The organism is Kitasatospora sp. CMC57 (assembly GCF_045866025.2).
Taxonomy (GTDB): domain Bacteria; phylum Actinomycetota; class Actinomycetes; order Streptomycetales; family Streptomycetaceae; genus Kitasatospora.
This window is the reverse complement of the sequence record NZ_AP035881.2, coordinates 5716310-5736974: the sequence shown is the minus strand read 5'-3', so window position 1 is coordinate 5736974 and position 20665 is coordinate 5716310. Positions and strand designations below refer to the sequence as shown.

Below are 20665 nucleotides of genomic sequence, written 5' to 3'. Positions count from 1 at the left end.
GCCACTCCCGGCCCCGCCCCACCGACCGTGCACCCCGGCCCGCCGCTCGCCGTGCGGGCCTCCCGGCACCTGCATAGGGTGACCGGAGTCACACCCCGGACCGGCCGGGGTGGGCGAGGAGGTTACGAACTCATGATCACGGCAAGCGACATCATGCACCCCGGCGCGCAGTGCATCGGCGCCGACCAGAACCTGGCCGAAGCGGCCGTCATGATGCGGGACATGGGCGTCGGCGCCCTGCCGATCTGTGGTGCGGATCGCAAGCTCAAGGGGATCATCACCGACCGGGACATCGTCATCCGATGTCTGGCGGAGGGCCGGAATCCGGCCGACATGAAGGCCATGGAGCTGGCCGGCCACCTGCACTGCGTCCGGGCGGACGACAGCATCGACGACGTGCTCAGGAAGATGGAGCAGCACCAGATCCGCCGGATCCCGGTGATCGACGGCGAACAGCTGATCGGCATGATCAGCGAGGCCGACCTGGCCATGGGCCACCGCGAGGGCGGCCGCCTGACCGACCAGCAGATCGTCGACTTCATGGACAGCGTCTACGTCGAACGCTGACCCTCATCCCCACCCGTACGGGCCCCCGGTTGCCCCACCGGCGGCCCGTACCGCTGCGCGCCCCCTGCCCCAGCGCCGGTCACCGAAAAACCGCCGGCCACGCCGCCCGAGCCACCCCGGAGCCCGGCCCCGCCCAGCCAGGCGTCCAGCGTGGCGAAGTCCCCGAACGTCAGACCCCGCCCCGTATCGACCAGGTGCAGCCGAAGCACTGGGACCACGGTCACCCGGTCGCCTTCGCCGCCGCGCGGCCCGCCGCTCGGCCGGAGAAGAGGCAGCCGCCGAGGAAGGTGCCCTCCAGGGAGCGGTAGCCGTGGACTCCGCCGCCTCCGAAGCCGGCTGCCTCGCCCGCCGCGTAGACGCCGTCGAGGACCGAGCCGTCCGCTCGGAGGACGCGCGAGTCGAGGTCGGTCTCCAGGCCGCCGAGTGACTTGCGGGTGAGGATGTTCAGCCGTACCGCGATCAGCGGGCCGGCCTTCGGGTCGAGCAGGCGGTGCGGGGAGGCGGTGCGGATCAGCTTGTCGCCGAGGTAGCGGCGGGCACCGTGGATGGCCGTCACCTGGAGGTCCTTGCTGAACGGGTTGGCCATCTCGCGGTCGCGGGCCTCGATCTCGCGGCGCAGCTCGGCCTCGTCGATCAGGGCGTCGGGCGTCTTCTCGTTCATGCCGCGCACGAGCTCGGTGAGCGAGTCCGCGACCACGAAGTCCGCGCCGTGCTTCTTGAACGCCTCGACCGGCGCGGTGGCGCCGGGCAGCGCGCGGCGCAGCACCTCCCGGACCGACTTCCCGGTCAGGTCGGGGTTCTGCTCGGAGCCGGAGAGGGCGAACTCCTTCTCGATGATCTTCTGGGTGAGCACGAACCAGGTGTGGTCGTGACCGGTCGTCATGATGTGCTCCAGCGTGCCCAGGGTGTCGAACCCCGGGAACAGCGGCACCGGCAGCCGCCTGCCGCGCGCGTCCAGCCAGAGCGAGGACGGACCCGGCAGGATGCGGATGCCGTGCTGCGGCCAGATCGGGTCCCAGTTCTCGATGCCCTCGGTGTAGTGCCACATCCGGTCACCGTTGATCAGGTGACCGCCCGCCGCACCCGTGATGCCGAGCATCAGGCCGTCCACGTGCGCGGGCACGCCGGAGAGCAGCTTCTCGGGCGGGGTGCCGAGCCGGGCGGGCCACGCCTTCCGGACCAGTTCGTGGTTGCCGCCGATGCCGCCCGAGGTGACGATCACCGCCTGCGCCCGCAGCTCGAAGGCCCCGGCGACCTCCCGTGAACTCGCCTCGCCCCGGGCCACCGTGCTGGGCGCCAGCACCTCGCCCGTGACGGTGTCGACCGATCCGGCACTCGCCGACAGGCCGGTCACCCGGTGCCGGAACCGCAGGTCGACCAGCCCGCGCGCGGCGGCGGCCCGCACCCGGCGGGCGAACGGCTCGACCAGCCCGGGCCCGGTCCCCCAGGTGATGTGGAAGCGCGGCACCGAGTTGCCCGGCCCACTGGCCAGCAGCCCGCCGCGCTCGGCCCAGCCGACCACGGGGAAGAACCTGACGCCCTGTCCGTGCAGCCAGGACCGCTTCTCACCCGCCGCGAAGTCGACGTACGCCTCGGCCCAGCGACGCGGCCAGGCGTCCTCGGGGCGGTCGAAGCCCGCCGTGCCGAGCCAGTCCTGCCAGGCCAGTTCGTGCGAGTCGCGGATCCGCATCCGGCGCTGCTCGGGCGAGTCGACCAGGAAGAGACCGCCGAAGGACCAGTGCGCCTGACCGCCGAGCGAGGCGGCCGGCTCCTGGTCGAGCAGGATCACCTTCCGTCCGGCGTCGGCGAGTTCGGCGGTGGCGACCAGGCCTGCCAGCCCGGCTCCGATCACGATGACGTCGGCGTCCAGTGTCACGGATGATCCTCCAGGGTGAGCAGGCGTGTCCGGATTCTGCGGCCTCCGGCCCAGCAGGTCAACCGACGGGTAACCAGGTGGCCGGTACCGGCATTTGCTGACGAATCGTTTTTCGCTCCGCCCAGTAGCGAAATGATGTATTCAAACGATCCGCCCTGGAGCGTAATTCGCGGCCGTTTGACGGATATCCCGGAATTCCCGCGAACGCTCTGGACAGCCCGATTAACCTGCCAGTAACTTACTTGCCAGTAGCAGCCGGCTGAACTGCCCCCACCCACCCGCGCGTCTCTCCACCCCTCAGGAGGCACCGTGTTCAGCCCTGCCCGAAAGCGTCTTCCCGCCGTGCTCGGCGGCCTGCTGGCCACCGCCGCACTCGCCGCGCTGACCGCTCCGGCCGCCCACGCCGGGACGGGCGCGGGCCCGTACGTCGCACTCGGCGACTCGTTCGCGGCCGGCGCCCTGGTGCCGAACCAGTCCGGCGGGCTCTGCCTGCGCTCGGACCAGAACTACGGCCACCTGGTGGCCGCCGCCCTGCAGAGCACCACGTACACCGACGTCACCTGCTCCGCCGCCAAGGTGAAGCACCTGACTGAAGCTCAGTACGGCGTCTACTCAGCGCAGTTGAACGCTCTGAGGCCGGACACCGCGCTGGTCACCCTGGGGATCGGCGGCAACGACCTCGGGGTCAGCGACCTCGGCGTGGCCGAGCTGATCGCCACCTGCGTCGGCGGAGCCGTGGTCAACCCGCTCGGCACCCCGTGCAAGGACGTGTACGCCGACGGGCACTGGGCTTGGCGGGACTGGCAGTTCCAGTGGGTCTACGGCGAGGACAAGCTACGCACCCGGATCGCCGCCGCCGAACCCCAGCTCGCGGACGGCCTGCGCCGGATCCACGCCAAATCGCCCAAGGCCAAGGTACTGCTGGTGGGTTACCCGTCCGTCGTGCCCTCGAACGGGGCGAACTGCGTCGGCCGCCAGCCCGTCACGCCCGGCGACGTGGAGTACCTGCACGGCGTACTGGGCGACCTGAACGCCATGCTGGCCAGGACCGCCGCCGCCAACGGCGCCACCTACGTGGACACGGCGACCCCGACCAAGGGCCACGACGCCTGCTCGGCCACGCCGTGGATCGAGGGCCTGCTGCCGCAGTCCCCCGCCGCCCCGTTCCACCCGAACGCGGCCGGCGAGCGCGTGATGGCCGACACGGTGCTCAAGGTGCTCGCGAAGTAGACCTGCTCCGGCCGGACCGGAACGGCGACGGGGCGCGGACCGGAACTTCGGTCCGCGCCCCGTCAGTTCGGCGTCACGGCTTGATGCGCACGATCTGCGGGTCGTGGTCACTGGCCTGCGAGGCGAACTCGCTGTTGATGTGCACCACGTCGTACTCGACGTGCTTCAGCGCCGGGCTGACCAGGCTGTGGTCGAGCACCTGCGAGTTGCCCTGGTAGACGTACGAGTAACGCTCGCTCGCCGGCAGCTCGTTGACCAGGTCCCGCAGCACGCACTCCTTGGTGAGCGCCTTGAGCGCCGGGGAGAACTGGTAGTCGTTGAAGTCGCCCACCGAGACCACCCGGGCGTTCGGGTCAGCGGCCAGCAGCTTGGCGACGAAGCCCTGCTCGACGACCGCCTGCTTGGTCCGCTGCACCTCGGAGCTGCGGGCCGGCGCCTGGAAGCGGCTGTCCAGACCCTGGTCGCCGCCCTTGCTGTTGAAGTGGTTGGCGATGACGAAGATCTTCTTGTTGTGGAACTTGAACTCGCCCACCATCGGCTTGCGGCTGGAGTCCCACGCCTCGTTGCCGGGGTCGATCCGGCCCGGGGAGGCGGTCAGCGAGGCCCACTTGCCGGTGCCGGTGACGTCCACCGCGCTGGTCGCGCTGCCGCCGGGGGTGTCGGTGAAGGAGACCCGGGCCGGGTTGAAGAGGAAGACCGTGCGGATGTTGCCACCGGGCTCCCCGCCGTCCTTGTTGTTCTCCGGGTTGATCGAGCGCCAGTCGTAGGCCGGGCCACCCGCCGCCGCGATCGCGGCGGTGAACTTGGCGATCGTCGAACTCGCGTCCACCGTACCGTCGTTGACCGCGCCGTTGTTGTCCTGGATCTCCTCCAGCACCACGACGTCGGGCGAACGCAGGTTGGTCACCACGCCCTTGGCGAGCTGGGCGAACTTCTCGTCCGGGTCGCTCGGGTCCAGGTTCTCCACGTTGTAGGTGGCGATCGCGACCTCGCTGGGCAGCGCCCGGTCGGTCACCTCGCGCTGCAGCCCGTTGTCCCGGACCGCACCCAGCGTGGTCGCGGCCAGCGTGTAACCGCCGAAGCGGTTGTAGTCCAGCGGCCCTTCGGTGATCCCGGTCAGCTCGTCACCGACGTTGGCAACCGGGAACGGGCTGTCGGCCAGCGGAAGCAGCGACTGGACCATCACCCGGCCGGAGTTCGGCCGGTCGTAGCCGAGGTAGACCGCCCCGCCCCGGCTGCTGGCCGGGTCCTGCTGACGCGCCTCCACCCAGAGCTCGTTGTACTTGTCGGTGGCCTGGACGACCCGGGTGTTCTCGACCCGGACGTTCATGCCCTCCAGCGACTCGAACCGGTCGAGCGCGTAACTCCCGGGCGCCAGCGTGAGGTTCTCGATGCTGCCACCGGCCGCGTCCGGCGCGTACGCCGCCGGAATGCTCGCGTCGTCCAGCACCACCGGGGCGGGCACCGGGTTACCGGCCGACAGCACCGTGACGGCGGGCGCGGTCAGCTGGGTCATGGACTGGCCGCCCGCGGCGGCCGCCGGGTAGTACTCGGCGACCTTGCCGGTCACCAGCACCGAGTCGCCGACCGCCACGGTCGGGGCGCTGCCGGTGTAGACGAAGAGGCCCTCGCTGGTGGCCGGGTCGGCGTCCGGGTTCGGGTCCTGGATCCAGAAGCCCTTGGAGCCGTAGGTGCGCACGCCGGTGACGATGCCGGGGACGCCGGCGATGTTCTTGCCGACCTTCGGCGACAGGCGGGTGTTGCCCTGGATGTCGTGGATCCGGACACTGCCGGGCTCGGCGGGCCCGGTCGGGGTGTCGCCGCCCTCGGGGGCCTCACCGGCGGAGTTGACCGGGGTCGGCGCACCGGCCTTGAGGTCGGCGGCGTTGTCGTCGGTGTCCGGGAGGCCGGCCGTCCGTGCGACCGAGGCGGTGTTGCTCGCCCCGGCGGCCGGGCCGGAGCCCTCCCGGACCACCGCGGTGCCGAAGCCGACCAGGTCCTTGATCCGCGGCTCGGCCGCGCAGTCGGCGGCGGTCTTGCAGCTCAGCGGGTCGGTGCCCTGGACCAGCGCGATCGTGCCGCTGGCGCCGGAGAGCGCCAGCGTGCCGGTGGCGTCCGGGGTGGGCAGCACCACGGTGCCACCAGTACCCGCGGCCTCGGCGATCAGGTAGCGGCCGCCGGGGGCGATCGAACCGGTCAGCGGAGTGACGCCCCACTTCGATCCGGCGCTCGGGGTGCCCGGCAGGTACTGCACGCTGTACCCGGCCAGGCCGAAGGCGGCGCCACCCCTGTTGGCCAGCTCGATGAAGTCGTTCTTCAGCATGGCACCGGAGTTGCCACCGCCGCCGTACACCTCGGAGATCACCGCGTCGGCCGACACCGCGGCGAAGGCGCCGGGCAGCGGGACGAGCACCAGCGAGGCCGCCACACCGGCGGGCAACAGGGTCGCGCGCAGCAGGCTGCGGCGGGAACGGCGGGGAGCGGTGGACTTGGTCACCGGGCAGGACTCCTCGGTCGATGCTCCGACGGTCGTGGGGTCGTCGGTAGCTGAGGGTGGGTCAGATAGGGCGCAGCGGCGCACTACCCGCGTAGATCATCGGCCGGTCGGATCCGGCGGCCCCCAAGATACGCGCGTAGAAATTGGCCCGACAAGGGGTTGCCCGTTAACAGTTGGATACCACCGGAAGACGGTCGGCCGACCGGTACGGCAACGGCCCGGGCCGGGAGCCTGCGGTTGGCAGCGCTCCCGGCCCGGGCCGTGCGGCGGGTGAGTGGCCGTCAGTCCCGGACGGCGGCGGCCTTCTCCAGTCCCGCCGACCAGCGCTCCTCGACCCGGCCGAGCTTCCAGTACCCGACCGCCCCGGCCCAGGTGAGCACGAACAGGCCGACGATCGCGTACCCGACCATGTCGAGCTCGATCGAGCCGATCCAGGCCACCGGGCCGGACGTGATGTCGAGCTTCTCGCGGAGCAGGCCGACCAGTTCAATGGTGCCGACCACCAGCGCGACCAGCACCGAGAGGCCGGTGACGGTGAGGTTGTAGTAGATCTTGCGGACCGGCTTGGAGAAGGCCCACTCGTAGGCGAAATTCATGAACGAGCCGTCGATGGTGTCCAGCAGGCTCATCCCCGCCGCGAACAGCACCGGCAGCACCAGCAGGGCGTACCAGGGCAGCTGGAAGGCGGCGGCGCCGCCGGCCAGCACCAGCAGCGAGACCTCGGTGGCGGTGTCGAAGCCGAGGCCGAAGAGCAGGCCGACCGGGTACATGTGCCAGGGCTTGGTGACGGCCCTGGTGACCCGGCCGAGGATCCGGTTCAGGAAGCCGCGCCGGTCGAGCTGGCGCTCCAGCTCGTCCTCGTCGAACTCGCCCTGGCGCATCTTCCGGAACACCTTGAGGATCCCGTTGAAGGCACCCAGGTTGATCAGACCGATCAGCACCAGGAACACGCCCGAGACGCTGACCCCGATCAGGCCGGTCAGGTCGTGCAGGGTGGAGTCGTCCGACTCCACCTGTCCGGCCAGCGACTGGATGCCGAAGGCGAGCAGCGCGCAGAGGCCGAAGACCACCGAGGAGTGGCCGAGCGAGAACCAGAAGCCGACCGAGAGCGGGCGCTGTCCCTGCCCCATCAACTTGCGGGTGGTGTTGTCGATCGCCGCGATGTGGTCCGCGTCGAAGGCGTGCCGCATGCCGAGCGTGTAGGCGGTCAGGCCCATCCCGACGCCGAAGACCTGGCCGCCGACGTCGTACTGCTCCGGGGCGACCAGCGCGATCAGGGTGAACCACCCGATCACGTGCAGGGCCAGGACGAAACCTCCCATCCCGGCGAGTCGCACCCACTCCTGTCGGGTGAGCCGGTCGCGCAGTCGGCCGGTCGCAGCCATGCGGTAGTCCTCCATGCAGTCGTACGAGATGCCCAGTACGCCGAGCTGGGCCATCCTTCCCCGGAGAGGGTCGCAGTTGCAAGCTATGCGCAACTGCGCCACCCCGGCGCACGGGAGCATTCGGGCCGCTCGGACGGCGCCTCAGCTCACGGTCCGTCAGGAAATAGAGGCAAAAGTCCTCTATTGTCTGATTCGGTGATCACCGGAACGACCGGAGGCAGCTCCCTTGCTGAACAGCACAGACGTCGGCAGCCAGAACCCCGCCCGGCTCGACCACTCCTTCTTCGGTCACCCCCGCGGACTGCTCACCCTCTCCGGCCTCGAGGTCTGGGAACGGTTCTCCTTCCTCGGCATGCAGGCCATCCTGGTGCTCTACTTCGCCGACCCGGTCACCAACGGCGGCCTCGGCATGCTCCAGGGAACCGCCGCCTCGGTGGTCTCCGCGTACGGCACCCTGGTCTACCTGACCTCGGTGGTCGGCGGCTGGATGGCCGACCGGATGACCGGTTCCCACCGGGCCGTGCTCTACGGCGGCGTGCTGATCGCCTGCGGGCACTACGCGATGGCGGTGCCCACCGCCACGATGACCTGGGCCGGCCTCGGCCTGATCGTGGTCGGCACCGGCTTCCTGAAGCCCAACGCCGCCACCCTGGTCGGCGGCCTCTACGCCACCGACGACGACCGCCGCGACGCGGGCTTCGCCCTCTACTACATGGCCATCAACATCGGTGCCTTCGCGGGCCCGCTGGTCAGCGGCTGGCTCGGCCAGAACGTGGGCTGGCACTGGGGATTCTCGGCCGCCGCGATCGGCATGACCTTCGGCGTGGTCCAGTACGTCCTGGGCCGCTCCACCCTGCACCGGGACCGCGGCCCGGTGCACCCGCTCACCGACGCCGAACGCTCCCGCTGGGCCGGCCGGGCGGTGGCCGCGGCGGTCCTGGTCGCCGCCGTCGGGGTGCTGCTGCACCTGCTCGGGCTGCTCACCATGGACCGCGCGGTCGACGCGATCACGCTGGTCTCCGTACTCGCCCCGATCGCCTACTTCGCGGTGATGTTCCGCAGCCCCGAGGTGAGCCGGGAGGAGCGCGGCCGGCTGCGGCCGTACGTGGTCCTCTTCCTCGCGTCGGTGGTCTTCAACCTGGTGCTGTTCTCCTCCTACACCACGCTCGCCCTGCTCGCGGTGCACCACGTGGACAACAGCATCTTCGGTTGGCACTTCCCGTCCAGCTGGTGGACCTCCGTGCTGGGCGCGATCGAGGTCCTGCTCGCCCCCGTGGTCGCCGCGCTCTGGGTGCGGCTGGGCGACCGTCAGCCGCACGCCTCCCGGAAGATCGCCCACTCGCTGTTCGCGGCCGGCGCCTCCTTCCTGGTCCTTGTCCCGGCCACCGCCGGGCGGACCGGGAGCTACCGGATCGCCGGGCTCTGGCTGCTCGGCTGCTACCTCTTCATGGGCGTCGGCGACATCCTGCTGGAGACCACCGGGATGTCCGCCACCAGCAAGCTGGCGCCCCGGCACTTCGCGAGCCAGACCATGGCGGTCTGGTTCCTCTCGCTCGCCCTCTCCCAGGGCATCGCCGCCCAGCTGACCAAGCTCTACGGCGAGATCGCCGACTCGGCCTACTACGGCTCGCTCGGCCTGCTCGCCGTGGCCGCCGGGATCGCGCTGTACCTCGCGCTCCCCTGGATGCGCCGGACCATGCACCCCGTTCATTAGCCGGAGGTCCCCCGATGCAGCACCCCGACAGCTACCCGTACGGGACCACCCGCGAGGACCTCCGCATCCGGATGGCCGACGGCACCGAGCTCTACGCCCGGATCTGGCGCCCCGTCACCGACCGGCCGGTGCCCGCCCTGCTGGAGTACCTGCCCTACCGGCTCACCGACTGGACGGCGCCGCGCGACGCCCAGCGCCACCCCTGGTACGCGGGCCACGGCTACGCCTCGGTCCGGGTCGACGTCCGCGGGCACGGGAACTCCGGCGGGCTGCCCGGCGACGAGTACTCCGCGCAGGAGCTCGCCGACGGCGTCGCGGTGGTGGAGTGGCTGGCGGCCCAGCCCTGGTGCAGCGGACGGGTCGGGATGTTCGGCATCTCCTGGGGCGGCTTCAACTCGCTCCAGATCGCGGCCCTCGCCCCTCCCGCCCTGCGGGCCGTGGTCACGGTCTGCTCGACCGACGACCGCTACGACAACGACGTGCACTACCTGGGCGGTTCGCTGCTCGCCGTCGACATGCACGCCTGGTCCGCCACCATGCTCGCCTTCGTCGGCCGCCCGCCGGACCCGAAGTACGTCGGCGAGGACTGGCGGCGGATCTGGCTCTCCCGCCTGGAGGCCGTCGACCCCTTCATCCACCCCTGGCTCTCGCACCAGACCAGGGACGACTACTGGCGGCACGGCAGCGTCTGCGAGGACTACGGCGCGATCAAGGCCGCCGTACTCGCCGTCGGGGGCTGGGCCGACCCCTACCGCGACACCGTGCTGCGGCTGGTCGAGCACCTCGACTCACCGGTCCGCGGCATCATCGGCCCCTGGTCGCACCAGTACCCCGACCGGGGCCTGCCGCCGGGGCCTGCGATCGGCTTCCTCCAGGAGACCCTGCGCTGGTGGGACCACTGGCTCAAGGACCTCGACACGGGCGTCATGGAAGAACCCGCCCTGCGCACCTGGATGAACGAGTCGGTGCCGCCCGCGACCGTGTACGCGAACCGTCCCGGCCGGTGGGTCGGCGACGAGAGCTGGCCCTCCCCCGACGTCCGCGAGATCCACTACGGCCTGGACGACGCGCTGCGCACCGCCGGGACACCCTCGCCGGACCGTTTCGTCCAGGTCAGGTCCCCGCAGCACACCGGCATCGACGCCGGGCGGTTCTTCCCCTTCGGCAACGCCTCCGACCTGCCGCCGGACCAGCGCGAGGAGGACGGCCGCTCGGTCTGCTTCGACTCCACCCCGCTGCCCGAACCGGTCGAGATCCTCGGCAACGCCTCCGTCCGCCTGCGGATCCGCTGCGACGGCCGACGCGGGCAGGTGATCGCCCGGCTCTGCGACGTCGCCCCCGACGGCTCCTCCACCCTGGTCACCCGGGGCGTGCTGAACCTGACCGCCCGTCAGGGCCGGGACCGGGTGGTCGAATGGATCCCGGGCACCGTGGAGAACGTCGAGTTCTCCCTGGTCTCCATCGCCCACGCCTTCCCGGCCGGCCACCGCCTCCGACTCGCCCTCTCCTCCGCCTACTGGCCCTGGGTCTGGCCGCAGGCCGACGCCACCGGTTTCGAGATCGACCCCGGCCACAGCGCACTGGCCCTGCCGGTCCGCCACCTGGCCGCCGACGCGGGCTCCCCGCCGATCACCTTCGAACCACCCGAGCAGGCCGCCGCCCTGGACGTCCGGTACACCGAACCGCTCACCGCCCGCCCCGAACGCCTGGTCCTCCACGACCTCGCCACCGGCGAATGGCGCCTGGAGGTCGACCCCAACTACGGCGGCTCACGCCGCTACCCCGACGGCCTGGTCTTCGACGAACAGGCCCTCGAGTCCTACCGCATCCTCACCGACGCCCCGCTCTCCGCCACCACCCGCTCCGACTGGACGATCCGCCTCCAACGCCCCGACCTCGGCTGGGACGTCACCCTCCGCACCCGCTCCGAAATCACCTGCGACGCCACCCACTTCACCACCCACAGCCACCTCACCGCCCTGGAGGCCGGCGACGTGATCTTCGAGCGGGACTGGCAGCGCCGGATCCCCCGCACGGCGTCCTGACCACCGTCGCCCCACCTCCGCTCCTGGTCTGCCGCTCACCGCAGACCCCCTCCGGCCCGGTGAACCTCGCCCACCAGGTAAGGTTCACCGGCCGGGGAGCGGTGAAGGATCCGAGGAGCGAAGTGAACGTCCGTCTCGCAGTACACCTGGTCGTGTCGATCGCGCTCGCGCTGGGGCTGGTGTTCACCGGCTTCGCGCTGGGCGGACCGCTGGTGGCGCTGCTGGCGTTCGGGCTGTGGTTCCTGATCGAGGCGCTGTTCAAGGCGCTGCTTCCGGCCTCCTTCCTGCCCGGCGTCGAGGGTGCGGAGCTGACCTCCGCGGCGTACCGCGGCTGGGCGCCGAAGCTGGTCGGCGGCCTGGGTCTGGCCAAGGCCCGCACGCCCGAGGCGGACGCCGCCCGGCTGGCGGCGGGCGTCCGCCTGTGCACCGTGACGTTCGGGCTGCGCAACGGCAGTCAGCTCCTGGGCCACCTCCTGCTGCAGCGGGCGCCGGAGGGCGAGGCGCTGATCGCCTGGCGCGGCCGCGGCAAGGGCCAGGCGGTCCAGCCGATCGCCGCGGCCGAGATGGTCGTCCGGTCGGGACAGCAGCAGCAGAACGCGGTACAGGCCCGGATGGGCTACACGGTCTCGGTGCAGTTCGGCCCGGACTCCTACTGGCTCCGTCCGCACGATGCCGAGCTGTTGAAGCTGGTGCGTGGGCACGAGACCGCCCCCGCCGCGTAGCCCGAGCCGGCCGGCCTACCGCGCGCGGTGGTTGCGGATCAGTTCCGCGTAGCGGTGGCCGCTGCTCTTGACGGTGCGTCGCTGGGTCCCGTAGTCGACGTGGACCAGTCCGAAGCGCTTGTCGTAGCCGTACGCCCACTCGAAGTTGTCGAGCAGTGACCACGCGAAGTAGCCCGCCAGCGGCGCACCTTGGGCCACTGCGCGGGCGCAGGCGGCGAGGTGCTGTTCGAGGTAGGCGGTGCGTTCGGGGTCGTGGACGGTGCCGTCGGCGGTGACGGTGTCCTGGTAGGCGGAGCCGTTCTCGGTGACGTAGATCCTACGGGCACCGTACTCCTCGGTGAGACGGAGGATCAGCTGCTCCAGGCCGGGGCCGTGCACCTCCCAGTCCATCGCGGTGCACTCGGCGTTCGGACCGCGGACCTGGCGGAAGCCGGGGGCCGGGGCGGTCGGGTCGTCGGCGACGAACTGGCGGAAGTAGTAGTTGATCCCGGTCCAGTCCAGCGGTGCACCGATGAGATCCAGATCGCCGTCCTGCTGCGGCAGTTCGACCCCGTAGAGCTTCACCATGTCCTCGGGGTAGCCCCGGCCGAGCACCGGGTCCAGCCACCAGCGGTTGATGTGGCCGTCGGCGCGGGCGGCGGCCGCCAGGTCCGCGTCGCCGGAGGAGGCGGCCTCAATCGGACTGAGGTTGTTGACGATCCCGATCTGCGCACCGGGCACGGTGGAACGCAGCACCTGGGTGGCCAGCCCGTGCCCGAGGTGCAAGTGGTACGAGGCGCGGACGGCCGTGGTGAGGTCGGTGAGGCCGGGGGCCATCCTGCCCTCCAGGTGCCCGATCCAGGCGGAGCAGAGCGGCTCGTTCAGGGTGGTCCAGTGCGTGATCCGGTCGCCCAGCCGCTCGGCCACCACGGCGGTGTAGTCGGCCAGCCGCTCCGCCGTCTCCCGGACGGCCCACCCGCCCCGGTCCTGCTGCGCCTGCGGGAGGTCCCAGTGGTAGAGGGTCGCGAAGGGCGTGATGCCCGCCTCCAGCAGCGCGTCGGTGAGGCGGTCGTAGAAGGCGAGCCCGGCCGGGTTGACCACGCCGTCCGCGAGCGGCACCACCCGGGGCCAGGCGATCGAGAACCGGTAAGCGTCCAGGCCGAGTTGACGTGCCAGACCGAGGTCCTCCGGCCAGCGGCGGTAGTGGTCGCACGCCACGTCACCGGTGTCACCGTTGTCCACCTTGCCGGGGGTGCGGGAGAAGGTGTCCCAGATCGAGGGCGCCCGGCCGTCCTCGTCCACCGCGCCCTCGATCTGGTAGGCGGAGGTCGCCGCGCCCCAGAGGAAGTCGTCGGGGAGTGCACTGAGATCCATCATCTGCCTTTCGGAGAGGGTCATTTGACGGCCCCGGCGGTGAGACCGGCGACCAGGTGGCGCTGCAACAGGAGGAATCCGGCGACCACGGGCACACTGACCACCAGGGAAGCCGCCATGACCTGGTTCCAGTAGACGTCGTTCTGGGTGGCGTAGCCCTGGAGGCCGACCGAGAGGGTGCGGGTGGTGTCGTTGGTCATCACCGAGGCGAACAGCACCTCGCCCCAGGCGGTCATGAAGGCGTACACGCTGACCGCAACGATCCCGGGGGTGGCGGCCGGGACCACGATCCGCAGGAGTGTCCGCAGTGGGCCGCAGCCATCAACCGCCGCCGCCTCGTCCAAGTCCCGTGGAATCGAATCGAAGTAGCCGACCAGCATCCAGATCGAGAACGGCAGCGAGAAGGTCAGGTAGGTCAGGATCAGCCCGCCCCGGCTGCCGTACAGCGCCACGCCGGTGGTGTTCCCGATGTTGACGAAGATCAGGAAGAGCGGCAGCAGGAACAGGATGCCGGGGAACATCTGGGTGGAGAGCACCGTGACGGTGAACAGCTTCCGCCCACGGAACCGGTACCGGCTGACCGCGTACGCGGAGAGGATCGCGATCAGCACCGACAGCACGGTCGCACTGACTGACACGATCAGCGAGTTGACGAAGTAGTCGGCCAGCGGGACGGTGCTCCAGATGTCCAGGTACGGACGGAACGTCAGCTCGGTCGGTATCCACCGGAACGGGCCCTGGACGTCCCGCAGCGGCTTGAGCGAGGAACTGACCATCACCAGCACGGGCGTGAGGGTGAAGGCGGTCAGCAGCGTGAGGAAGACCCGGCGGGCCCAGCGGAACGAAGCGGGGGGTCTGAGACCGGTCGACCTAAGCATCGGCGTCCCTCCGGCGCGAGGTGAGGAAGAGGTAGACCGCCGTCACCAGCAGCAGGAAGAGCAGCAGCAGGACGGACATCGCCGACCCCGCACCGAAGTTCCAGGTGACGAACGAGGACTGGTAGATGTGGATGGAGATCAGGTCGGCCTGCTCCGGTGCGGACTTCCCGAACAGCACGTAGGGCGTGTTGAAGTCGTTGAAGGTCCACAGGAACAGCACCAGGACCAGCACCTGGTTGACCGGCCGGAGCGAGGGCAGGGTGATCTTCCGCAGCTGCTGCCAGACCCCGGCGCCGTCCATCGCCGCCGCCTCGTACAGCTCGCGCGGGATGTTCTGCAGTCCGGCCATCAGAGTCAGGAAGGCGAACGGCCAGGTCTTCCAGACGGCCACCACCACCAGTGCGGTGAAGCTGTTGTCGCCGATCAGCCAGAACGGCTTCTCGTCGAGCAGGTGCAACTGGTCCACCAGCACGTGGTTCACCAGTCCGGTGTCGTGCTGGAACATGAACGACCAGGTGATCACGGCCGCGTACACCGGCAGGGCGTACGGGACCAGGAAGAGCGTCCGGAGCAGCCCGCGGCCCCGGAACGACTCCTGTAGGAAGACGGCCGCCGCCGTCCCCAGCAGCCAGGAGAACCCGACCGCCAGCGCGGTGAACAGGCAGGTGACCCAGAAGGAGTTCAGCAGCGACCGGCCGATCGGGGCGGAGAAGTCCACCGACACGCGGTAGTTGTCGAGGCCGGACCAGGGAGCGGTCGACCAGTCCCGGATGTGGAACTGGGTGAGCTGCTTGAGGCTCATCACCATGCCGACCACCATCGGGACCAGGTGGATCAGCAACTCCAGGGCGAGCGCCGGGAGCAGGAGCAGGTAGGGCAGGCCGAGTCGCCGTCGTGTCATGTCAGTGGGCCGGCATCTGCTGCTGGGCCTTGGTCAGTTCGGCCTTCACGCTGTCGTCGGTGACCGGCTTCCCCGCCGCTGCCGCGGCCAGCAGGTTCTTCACCGCCGTGCCGACCAGGGTCTCGAACTGGCTCTCGTCGGCGACCTGCGGCAGCGGGGCCGCACTGGTGGCGAGCACCTCCGACAGCGTCTTCAACTCCGGGGTGGCGAACGCCGGGTCGGCCTGGGCCTCCTTGACCGGGGGGATCGAGCCGTAGGTCTTGTTGAGCTGGATCTGCTCCTCCTTTCCGGTCATGAACTTCACGAACTGCAGCGCACCGTCGGTGTTCCTGCTGTTCTTGAAGACCGCCAGGTTGATGCCCGCGACCATCGAACTGGTCGCCCTGCCCCCACTGGCACCGGCGGGCAGCGGGATCGGCGCGACCGCGTAGTCGTCCGGGTTCATCCCGTGCGATCTGAGCGAGGCCCCGGCGGCCTGCCACATCAGCATCGCGGCCTTGCCGCCGGCGAAGTCGGTGACCGACTGGTTGGCGGCGTACTCGGCGTTGCCGGGGGCCGCGATCCTGTCCTTGGCCAGGAAGTCGACGTACTGCTTGACCGCCGCGACCGCCTCGGGGGTGTCGAAGGTCGGCTTGCCCGCCGCGTCGAACCAGTCGGCGCCGTGCTGCTTGCCGAAGGCGAAGGCGTGGTGGACGTTCTCCGAGACGTTGCCGCCCTCGATCGCCAGACCGTACTTGCCGTCATTCGTGAGCTTCTGACCGTCCGTCACCAGCTCGTCCCAGGTGGCGGGGGGCTTGCTGATCCCGGCCGCCTCGAACAGCTTCTTGTTGTAGTAGAGGCCGTACGCCATCGAGTACAGCGGGACGGCGGCGGGGGGCTTGCCCGCCGCACCGGCCGAGGCGATGGTCGAGGGGACGAACCGGTCCTTGCCGCCGATCCGGCCGAAGGTGGCGTCGTCGAACGGGAGCAGCGCACCGGTGGCCTGGAGCGAGGCGGACCAGGTGTTGCCGATGTTCAGCACGTCGGGTCCCTGGCCGGAGGCGGTGGCGGCGAGGATGCGGTTCAGCAGGTCGGACCAGGGGACCACCTCCAGCTTCACCTTGATTCCGGTCTGAGTCTCGAACTTTCTCAGTTCGGGCTCCAGGACCTGCCTGTCCTGTTCCAGGCTGGTGCCCTGGTTGCTCGCCCAGTAGGTGAGAGTCTTGGGGCTGCTTTTGTCACCGCCCCCGGAGGCGGAGCCGCCGCCGCAGGCGGTGGCGGTCAGGGCGAGGACGGAAAGCAGGGCGGTGGCCGCGGCAGGACGGTTGAGGCGCATGACCGTGTCCCTCTCGGACGAGTGGGTGGGGGATGGGGTGAAGTCGCCAGCTCTGATGCTTACTTCGGACCGTGATTTAACGTGTGAGAAAAGCTGGCGTCAAGAGTCCGGGCAGCGATAGATTCGGATCAGGAGGGAGACCAGATGGCAGAGCGAGGCAAGCAGACCGTCCGTGACCTGCGACGGGGCAGTCGGTCCACCCTGTTGCACCGGCTGTACTTCCAAGGTCCGCTGAGCAGGCAGGAGTTGGGCCAGATCACCGGCCTGAGCGGCGGATCGGTCAGCAACGTGGTGGGCGAACTGATCGCGGACGGGCTGGTCGAGGAGTGCGGATCGGTCGATTCGGACGGCGGCCGCCCCCGCATCCTGCTCCAGGTCACCCCGGACCGGGCCCACCTGATCGGGGTGGACGTCGGCGAGACCCAGGTCCGGGTCGCGCTGTTCGACCTCGCCCTGACCGAGCTCGCCGCGAGCGACCACCCACTCTCCGACCACGGCCACGACGTCGACCACGTGGTCGAGTCGATGCTCACCGGGATCGGCGAGGTGCTGAAGCGGACCGGCATCGAGGAGTCCCAGGTGCTCGGCGTCGGCATCGGCGTGCCCGGCATCGTCGAGCAGGGCGATCCCGACCGGAACGGTCTGGACATCGTGGTGCACAGCCAGACCGTGGACTGGGACGCCGTCCCGCTCGGCCGCCTGCTGCGGGCCGGCACCGACCTGCCGCTCCACGTCGACAACGGCGCCAAGACGCTCGGCCAGGCCGAGATGTGGTTCGGCGCCGGCCAGGGGGCGCGGCACGCGGTGGTCGCCCTGTTCGGCTCGGGGGTCGGCGCCTGCGTGATCGCCGACGGCGCCCGGTTCCGCGGCGCCACCAGCAGCGCGGGCGAGTGGGGCCACACCAAGGTGCACGTCGGCGGCCGGCTCTGCCGCTGCGGCTCGCGGGGCTGCCTGGAGGCGTACGTCGGCGCCGAGGCGCTGGTCGAGCGCTGGGGCGAGGCCCCGCCCGGCAGCTCGGAGAAGGAGGGCCTGGCCGCCCTGCTGGCCGCCGCCGAACGTGACGTGCCGTCAGCCGTCACCCTGCTCGCCGAGTCCGCCGAGTACTTCGGCGCGGCGATCGCCGACCTGATCAACCTGTTCAACCCCGAACGGATCATCATCGGCGGCTGGGCCGGCCTACTGCTCGGTCCCCGCCTGCTTCCCGCCGTCCAGGACGCGGCCGACTCGTACGCACTGCGCTTCCCCCGCGCGCAGACCTCCATCGAACTCGGCCAGCTCGGCCCCGACGCCGTCACCGTCGGGGCGGCGACGCTCCCGCTCTCCCGCTTCCTCGACTCCGGCGGAGAGATCTCGACCCGGCCCTGAACCTCCGCAACCCGCACGGGCTCGGAGTACTGCGACAGAGGCACCGGACGGACGGCGGCTCCGATCCGAGCGCCGGACGCCCTAGCCCCTGCCCGAACCGCCCGACAGTCCAACTCGGGCTTGACAGCGCGAGTTTGAGCCCCTCACACTCCCCTCGGGGAGCGCTCTCCGAGATTCTCCGACGGCGCCTCAGTCCGCCGCTGCGCCTCCCCCACCCCCACCCCACCCAGCGCAGGAGAAGCCCGTGAGGCTCACTTCGGCACGCGGTATCGCCGCGACCACCACCACGCTGGCACTGCTCTCCGGAGCAGTGCTCGCCCTACCGGGCAGCGCCGCCCACGCCGCCGACTCGCTGCTCTCGCAGGGGAAGACGGTCACCGCCTCCTCCACCGAGAACGCCGGCACCACCGCCGCCCTCGCCAACGACGGCAACACCGCCACCCGCTGGTCCTCCGCCGCGAGCGATCAGCAGTGGCTCCAGGTCGACCTGGGCGCGACCGCCACCCTGAGCAGGATCGTACTCAACTGGGAGGCCGCGTACGGGAAGTCGTACCAGCTCCAGACCTCCGACGACGGCACCACCTGGACCACCGTCCACACCACCACCAACGGCACCGGCGGCGTGGAGACGGTCGACGTCACCGGTTCCGGCCGGTACGTCAGGATGAACGGCATCACCCGGGGCACGGGCTACGGCTACTCGCTCTGGGAGTTCCAGGTCTTCGGCAGCACCGGCGCCACCTCCCCCACCTGTGGCACCGCCAACGCCGCCCAGGGCCGACCGACCACCGCCTCCTCCACCGAGAACGCCGGCACCGGCGCGGCGCTCGCCACCGACGGCACCACCGGCACCCGCTGGTCCTCCGCCGCGAGCGACCCGCAGTGGCTCCAGGTCGACCTGGGATCGGTCCAGCAGATCTGCCGGGTGGTGCTCAACTGGGAGGCCGCGTACGGGAAGTCGTACCAACTCCAGACCTCCGACGACGGCGCGACCTGGACCACCGTCCGCACCACCACCAACGGCACGGGTGGCACCGAGAGCCTGGACGTCAGCGGATCGGGCCGGTACGTCCGGATGAACGGACAGACCCGGGGCACCGGCTACGGCTACTCGCTCTGGGAGTTCCAGGTGAACACCGGCGGCGGGAGTGTCCCGCCGGTCCAGGGCGGCGGCGACCTCGGACCGAACGTGATCGTCTTCGACCCCTCGACGCCGAACATCCAGGCCAGGCTGGACCAGGTCTTCGCCCAGCAGGAGTCGGCCCAGTTCGGCTCCGGCCGCTACCAGTTCCTGTTCAAGCCTGGCACCTACAACAACCTGAACGCGCAGATCGGCTTCTACACCTCGATCTCCGGCCTCGGGCTCTCCCCCGACGACACCACCATCAACGGTGACGTCACGGTCGACGCGGGCTGGTTCAACGGCAACGCCACCCAGAACTTCTGGCGCTCGGCCGAGAATCTCGCGCTAAGCCCGGTCAGCGGCACCGACCGCTGGGCGGTCTCGCAGGCCGCGCCGTTCCGCCGGATGCACGTCAAGGGCGGTCTCAACCTGGCGCCGAACGGCTACGGTTGGGCCAGCGGCGGCTACATCGCCGACAGCAGGATCGACGGCCAGGTGGGCAACTACTCGCAGCAGCAGTGGTACACCCGGGACAGCTCGATCGGCGGTTTCAGCAACGGCGTCTGGAACCAGGTCTTCTCCGGTGTCCAGGGCGCCCCGGCCGGCGGAGCCTTCCCGAACCCGCCGTACACCACGCTGGCCAGCACCCCGGTCTCCCGGGAGAAGCCGTTCCTCTACCTGGACGGGGCCGACTACAGGGTCTTCGTCCCGGCCAAGCGCACCAACGCGAGCGGAGTCTCCTGGGGCAACGGCACCCCGCAGGGCAGTTCCGTCCCGCTGAGCCAGTTCTACGTGGTGAAGCCCGGGGCGACCGCCGCGACCATCAACGCCGCGCTGGCCCAGGGGCTCAACCTGCTCTTCACGCCGGGCGTCTACCACGTCGACCGGACGATCAACGTGACCCGCGCGGACACCGTGGTGCTCGGCCTCGGTCTGGCCACCCTCGTCCCGGACAACGGGGTGACGGCGATGAAGGTCGCCGACGTGGACGGGGTCAGGCTCGCGGGCTTCCTGATCGACGCGGGCCCGGTCAACTCGGCCACCCTGCTGGAGGTCGGCCCGGCCGACTCCTCGGCCGACCACGGCGCCGACCCCACCACCGTCCAGGACGTCTTCGTCCGGATCGGCGGCGCGGGTGCGGGCAAGGCGACCACGGCCGTCGTGGTGAACAGCGACGACGCGATCATCGACCACACCTGGCTGTGGCGCGCCGACCACGGCGAGGGCTGGGGGTGGGAGACCAACCGCTCGGACTACGGCCTGGTCGTGAACGGTGACGACGTGCTGGCCACCGGCCTGTTCGTCGAGCACTTCAACAAGTACGACGTGCAGTGGTACGGCAACAACGGCAGGACCGTCTTCTTCCAGAACGAGAAGGCCTACGACGCGCCCAACCAGGCCGCCGTGCAGAACGGTTCGGTCCAGGGCTACGTTGCGTACAAGGTCGGCGACAACGTCACCACCCATGAGGGCTGGGGTCTGGGCAGCTACTGCTACTACAACGTGGACCCGACAATCCGTCAGGACCACGGCTTCGAGGCGCCGGTCCGGCCGGGCGTGCGGTTCCACGACCTGCTGGTGGTCTCGCTGGGCGGCAACGGCCAGTACAACCACGTGATCAACGATGTCGGCGCGCCCACCTCGGGCACCTCCACCGTCCCCTCGGTGGTCGTCTCCTACCCCTGAGCGTCGAC

14 protein-coding genes are annotated in these 20665 nt (G+C 70.4%); 7 read left to right on the top strand and 7 right to left on the bottom strand.

Annotated elements, in window-relative coordinates:
* The first annotated feature begins 132 nt into the window (after positions 1 to 132).
* A complete protein-coding gene (locus tag ACKUU6_RS25585; protein ID WP_407990913.1) occupies positions 133 to 567 on the top strand; it encodes a CBS domain-containing protein in 435 nt (144 codons plus the stop codon).
* A 220-nt stretch (positions 568 to 787) separates the two neighbouring features.
* On the opposite strand, the gene ACKUU6_RS25580 is transcribed toward ACKUU6_RS25585, so the two are convergent.
* On the bottom strand, positions 788 to 2443 hold the full coding sequence (locus tag ACKUU6_RS25580; protein ID WP_407990912.1) for an FAD-binding dehydrogenase: 1656 nt from the start codon (positions 2441 to 2443) through the stop codon (positions 788 to 790).
* A gap of 309 nt (positions 2444 to 2752) precedes the next feature.
* Here ACKUU6_RS25580 and ACKUU6_RS25575 point away from each other — a divergent pair, with 309 nt between their 5' ends.
* Positions 2753 to 3673: an SGNH/GDSL hydrolase family protein gene (locus ACKUU6_RS25575; protein WP_407990911.1), complete on the top strand. Its 921-nt coding sequence runs from the start codon at positions 2753 to 2755 to the stop codon at positions 3671 to 3673.
* A 73-nt stretch (positions 3674 to 3746) separates the two neighbouring features.
* Here ACKUU6_RS25575 and ACKUU6_RS25570 read toward each other — a convergent pair whose 3' ends face one another.
* Together ACKUU6_RS25570 and ACKUU6_RS25565 are read right to left on the bottom strand one after the other, a co-directional pair.
* Positions 3747 to 6170 carry a lamin tail domain-containing protein gene (locus ACKUU6_RS25570; RefSeq protein WP_407990910.1) on the bottom strand — a complete coding sequence of 808 codons (2424 nt, stop codon included), beginning with the start codon at positions 6168 to 6170 and terminating at the stop codon, positions 3747 to 3749.
* Positions 6171 to 6451: 281 nt separating this feature from the next.
* Positions 6452 to 7555, bottom strand: coding sequence for a HoxN/HupN/NixA family nickel/cobalt transporter (locus ACKUU6_RS25565; RefSeq protein WP_407992238.1), 1104 nt, complete (start codon positions 7553 to 7555; stop codon positions 6452 to 6454).
* Positions 7556 to 7781: 226 nt separating this feature from the next.
* Here ACKUU6_RS25565 and ACKUU6_RS25560 point away from each other — a divergent pair, with 226 nt between their 5' ends.
* From ACKUU6_RS25560 to ACKUU6_RS25550, 3 genes are all read left to right on the top strand, one after another.
* Entirely contained in the window at positions 7782 to 9269 is a 1488-nt protein-coding gene (locus ACKUU6_RS25560; RefSeq protein ID WP_407990909.1) for a peptide MFS transporter, read from the top strand.
* Positions 9270 to 9283: 14 nt separating this feature from the next.
* Positions 9284 to 11314 (top strand): CocE/NonD family hydrolase, encoded by a 2031-nt coding sequence (locus tag ACKUU6_RS25555; RefSeq protein ID WP_407990908.1) that lies wholly within the window; start codon positions 9284 to 9286, stop codon positions 11312 to 11314.
* 122 nt (positions 11315 to 11436) lie between these two features.
* On the top strand, positions 11437 to 12036 hold the full coding sequence (locus tag ACKUU6_RS25550) for a hypothetical protein (RefSeq protein WP_407990907.1): 600 nt from the start codon (positions 11437 to 11439) through the stop codon (positions 12034 to 12036).
* Between the two features lie 15 nt (positions 12037 to 12051).
* Here the strand turns inward: ACKUU6_RS25550 and ACKUU6_RS25545 are convergent, their stop codons facing one another.
* Genes ACKUU6_RS25545 through ACKUU6_RS25530 form a run of 4 tightly spaced genes read right to left on the bottom strand, consistent with a single transcriptional unit; the run spans position 12052 to position 16483 of the window.
* Positions 12052 to 13392, bottom strand: coding sequence for a GH1 family beta-glucosidase (locus ACKUU6_RS25545; RefSeq protein WP_407992237.1), 1341 nt, complete (start codon positions 13390 to 13392; stop codon positions 12052 to 12054).
* A gap of 17 nt (positions 13393 to 13409) precedes the next feature.
* Complete coding sequence (locus tag ACKUU6_RS25540) at positions 13410 to 14267, bottom strand: carbohydrate ABC transporter permease (protein ID WP_407990906.1); 858 nt, start codon at positions 14265 to 14267, stop codon at positions 13410 to 13412.
* Positions 14260 to 15168 carry a carbohydrate ABC transporter permease gene (locus ACKUU6_RS25535; protein WP_407990905.1) on the bottom strand — a complete coding sequence of 303 codons (909 nt, stop codon included), beginning with the start codon at positions 15166 to 15168 and terminating at the stop codon, positions 14260 to 14262. Before ACKUU6_RS25535 ends, ACKUU6_RS25540 begins: the two co-directional genes overlap by 8 nt.
* A gap of 1 nt (position 15169) precedes the next feature.
* Positions 15170 to 16483: an ABC transporter substrate-binding protein gene (locus ACKUU6_RS25530; protein ID WP_407990904.1), complete on the bottom strand. Its 1314-nt coding sequence runs from the start codon at positions 16481 to 16483 to the stop codon at positions 15170 to 15172.
* A 144-nt stretch (positions 16484 to 16627) separates the two neighbouring features.
* Here ACKUU6_RS25530 and ACKUU6_RS25525 point away from each other — a divergent pair, with 144 nt between their 5' ends.
* Together ACKUU6_RS25525 and ACKUU6_RS25520 are read left to right on the top strand one after the other, a co-directional pair.
* A complete protein-coding gene (locus tag ACKUU6_RS25525; protein ID WP_407990903.1) occupies positions 16628 to 17848 on the top strand; it encodes an ROK family transcriptional regulator in 1221 nt (406 codons plus the stop codon).
* Between the two features lie 244 nt (positions 17849 to 18092).
* A complete protein-coding gene (locus tag ACKUU6_RS25520) occupies positions 18093 to 20657 on the top strand; it encodes a discoidin domain-containing protein (RefSeq protein WP_407990902.1) in 2565 nt (854 codons plus the stop codon).
* Positions 20658 to 20665: the final 8 nt, after the last annotated feature.

Coding starts and splice junctions, on each gene's coding strand:
- ACKUU6_RS25535 (WP_407990905.1), bottom strand. CDS start 15,168: ATGACACGACGGCGACTCGGCCTGCCCTACCTGCTCCTGCTCCCGGCG.
- ACKUU6_RS25565 (WP_407992238.1), bottom strand. CDS start 7,555: ATGGCTGCGACCGGCCGACTGCGCGACCGGCTCACCCGACAGGAGTGG.
- ACKUU6_RS25555 (WP_407990908.1), top strand. CDS start 9,284: ATGCAGCACCCCGACAGCTACCCGTACGGGACCACCCGCGAGGACCTC.
- ACKUU6_RS25540 (WP_407990906.1), bottom strand. CDS start 14,267: ATGCTTAGGTCGACCGGTCTCAGACCCCCCGCTTCGTTCCGCTGGGCC.
- ACKUU6_RS25585 (WP_407990913.1), top strand. CDS start 133: ATGATCACGGCAAGCGACATCATGCACCCCGGCGCGCAGTGCATCGGC.
- ACKUU6_RS25530 (WP_407990904.1), bottom strand. CDS start 16,483: ATGCGCCTCAACCGTCCTGCCGCGGCCACCGCCCTGCTTTCCGTCCTC.
- ACKUU6_RS25525 (WP_407990903.1), top strand. CDS start 16,628: ATGGCAGAGCGAGGCAAGCAGACCGTCCGTGACCTGCGACGGGGCAGT.
- ACKUU6_RS25545 (WP_407992237.1), bottom strand. CDS start 13,392: ATGATGGATCTCAGTGCACTCCCCGACGACTTCCTCTGGGGCGCGGCG.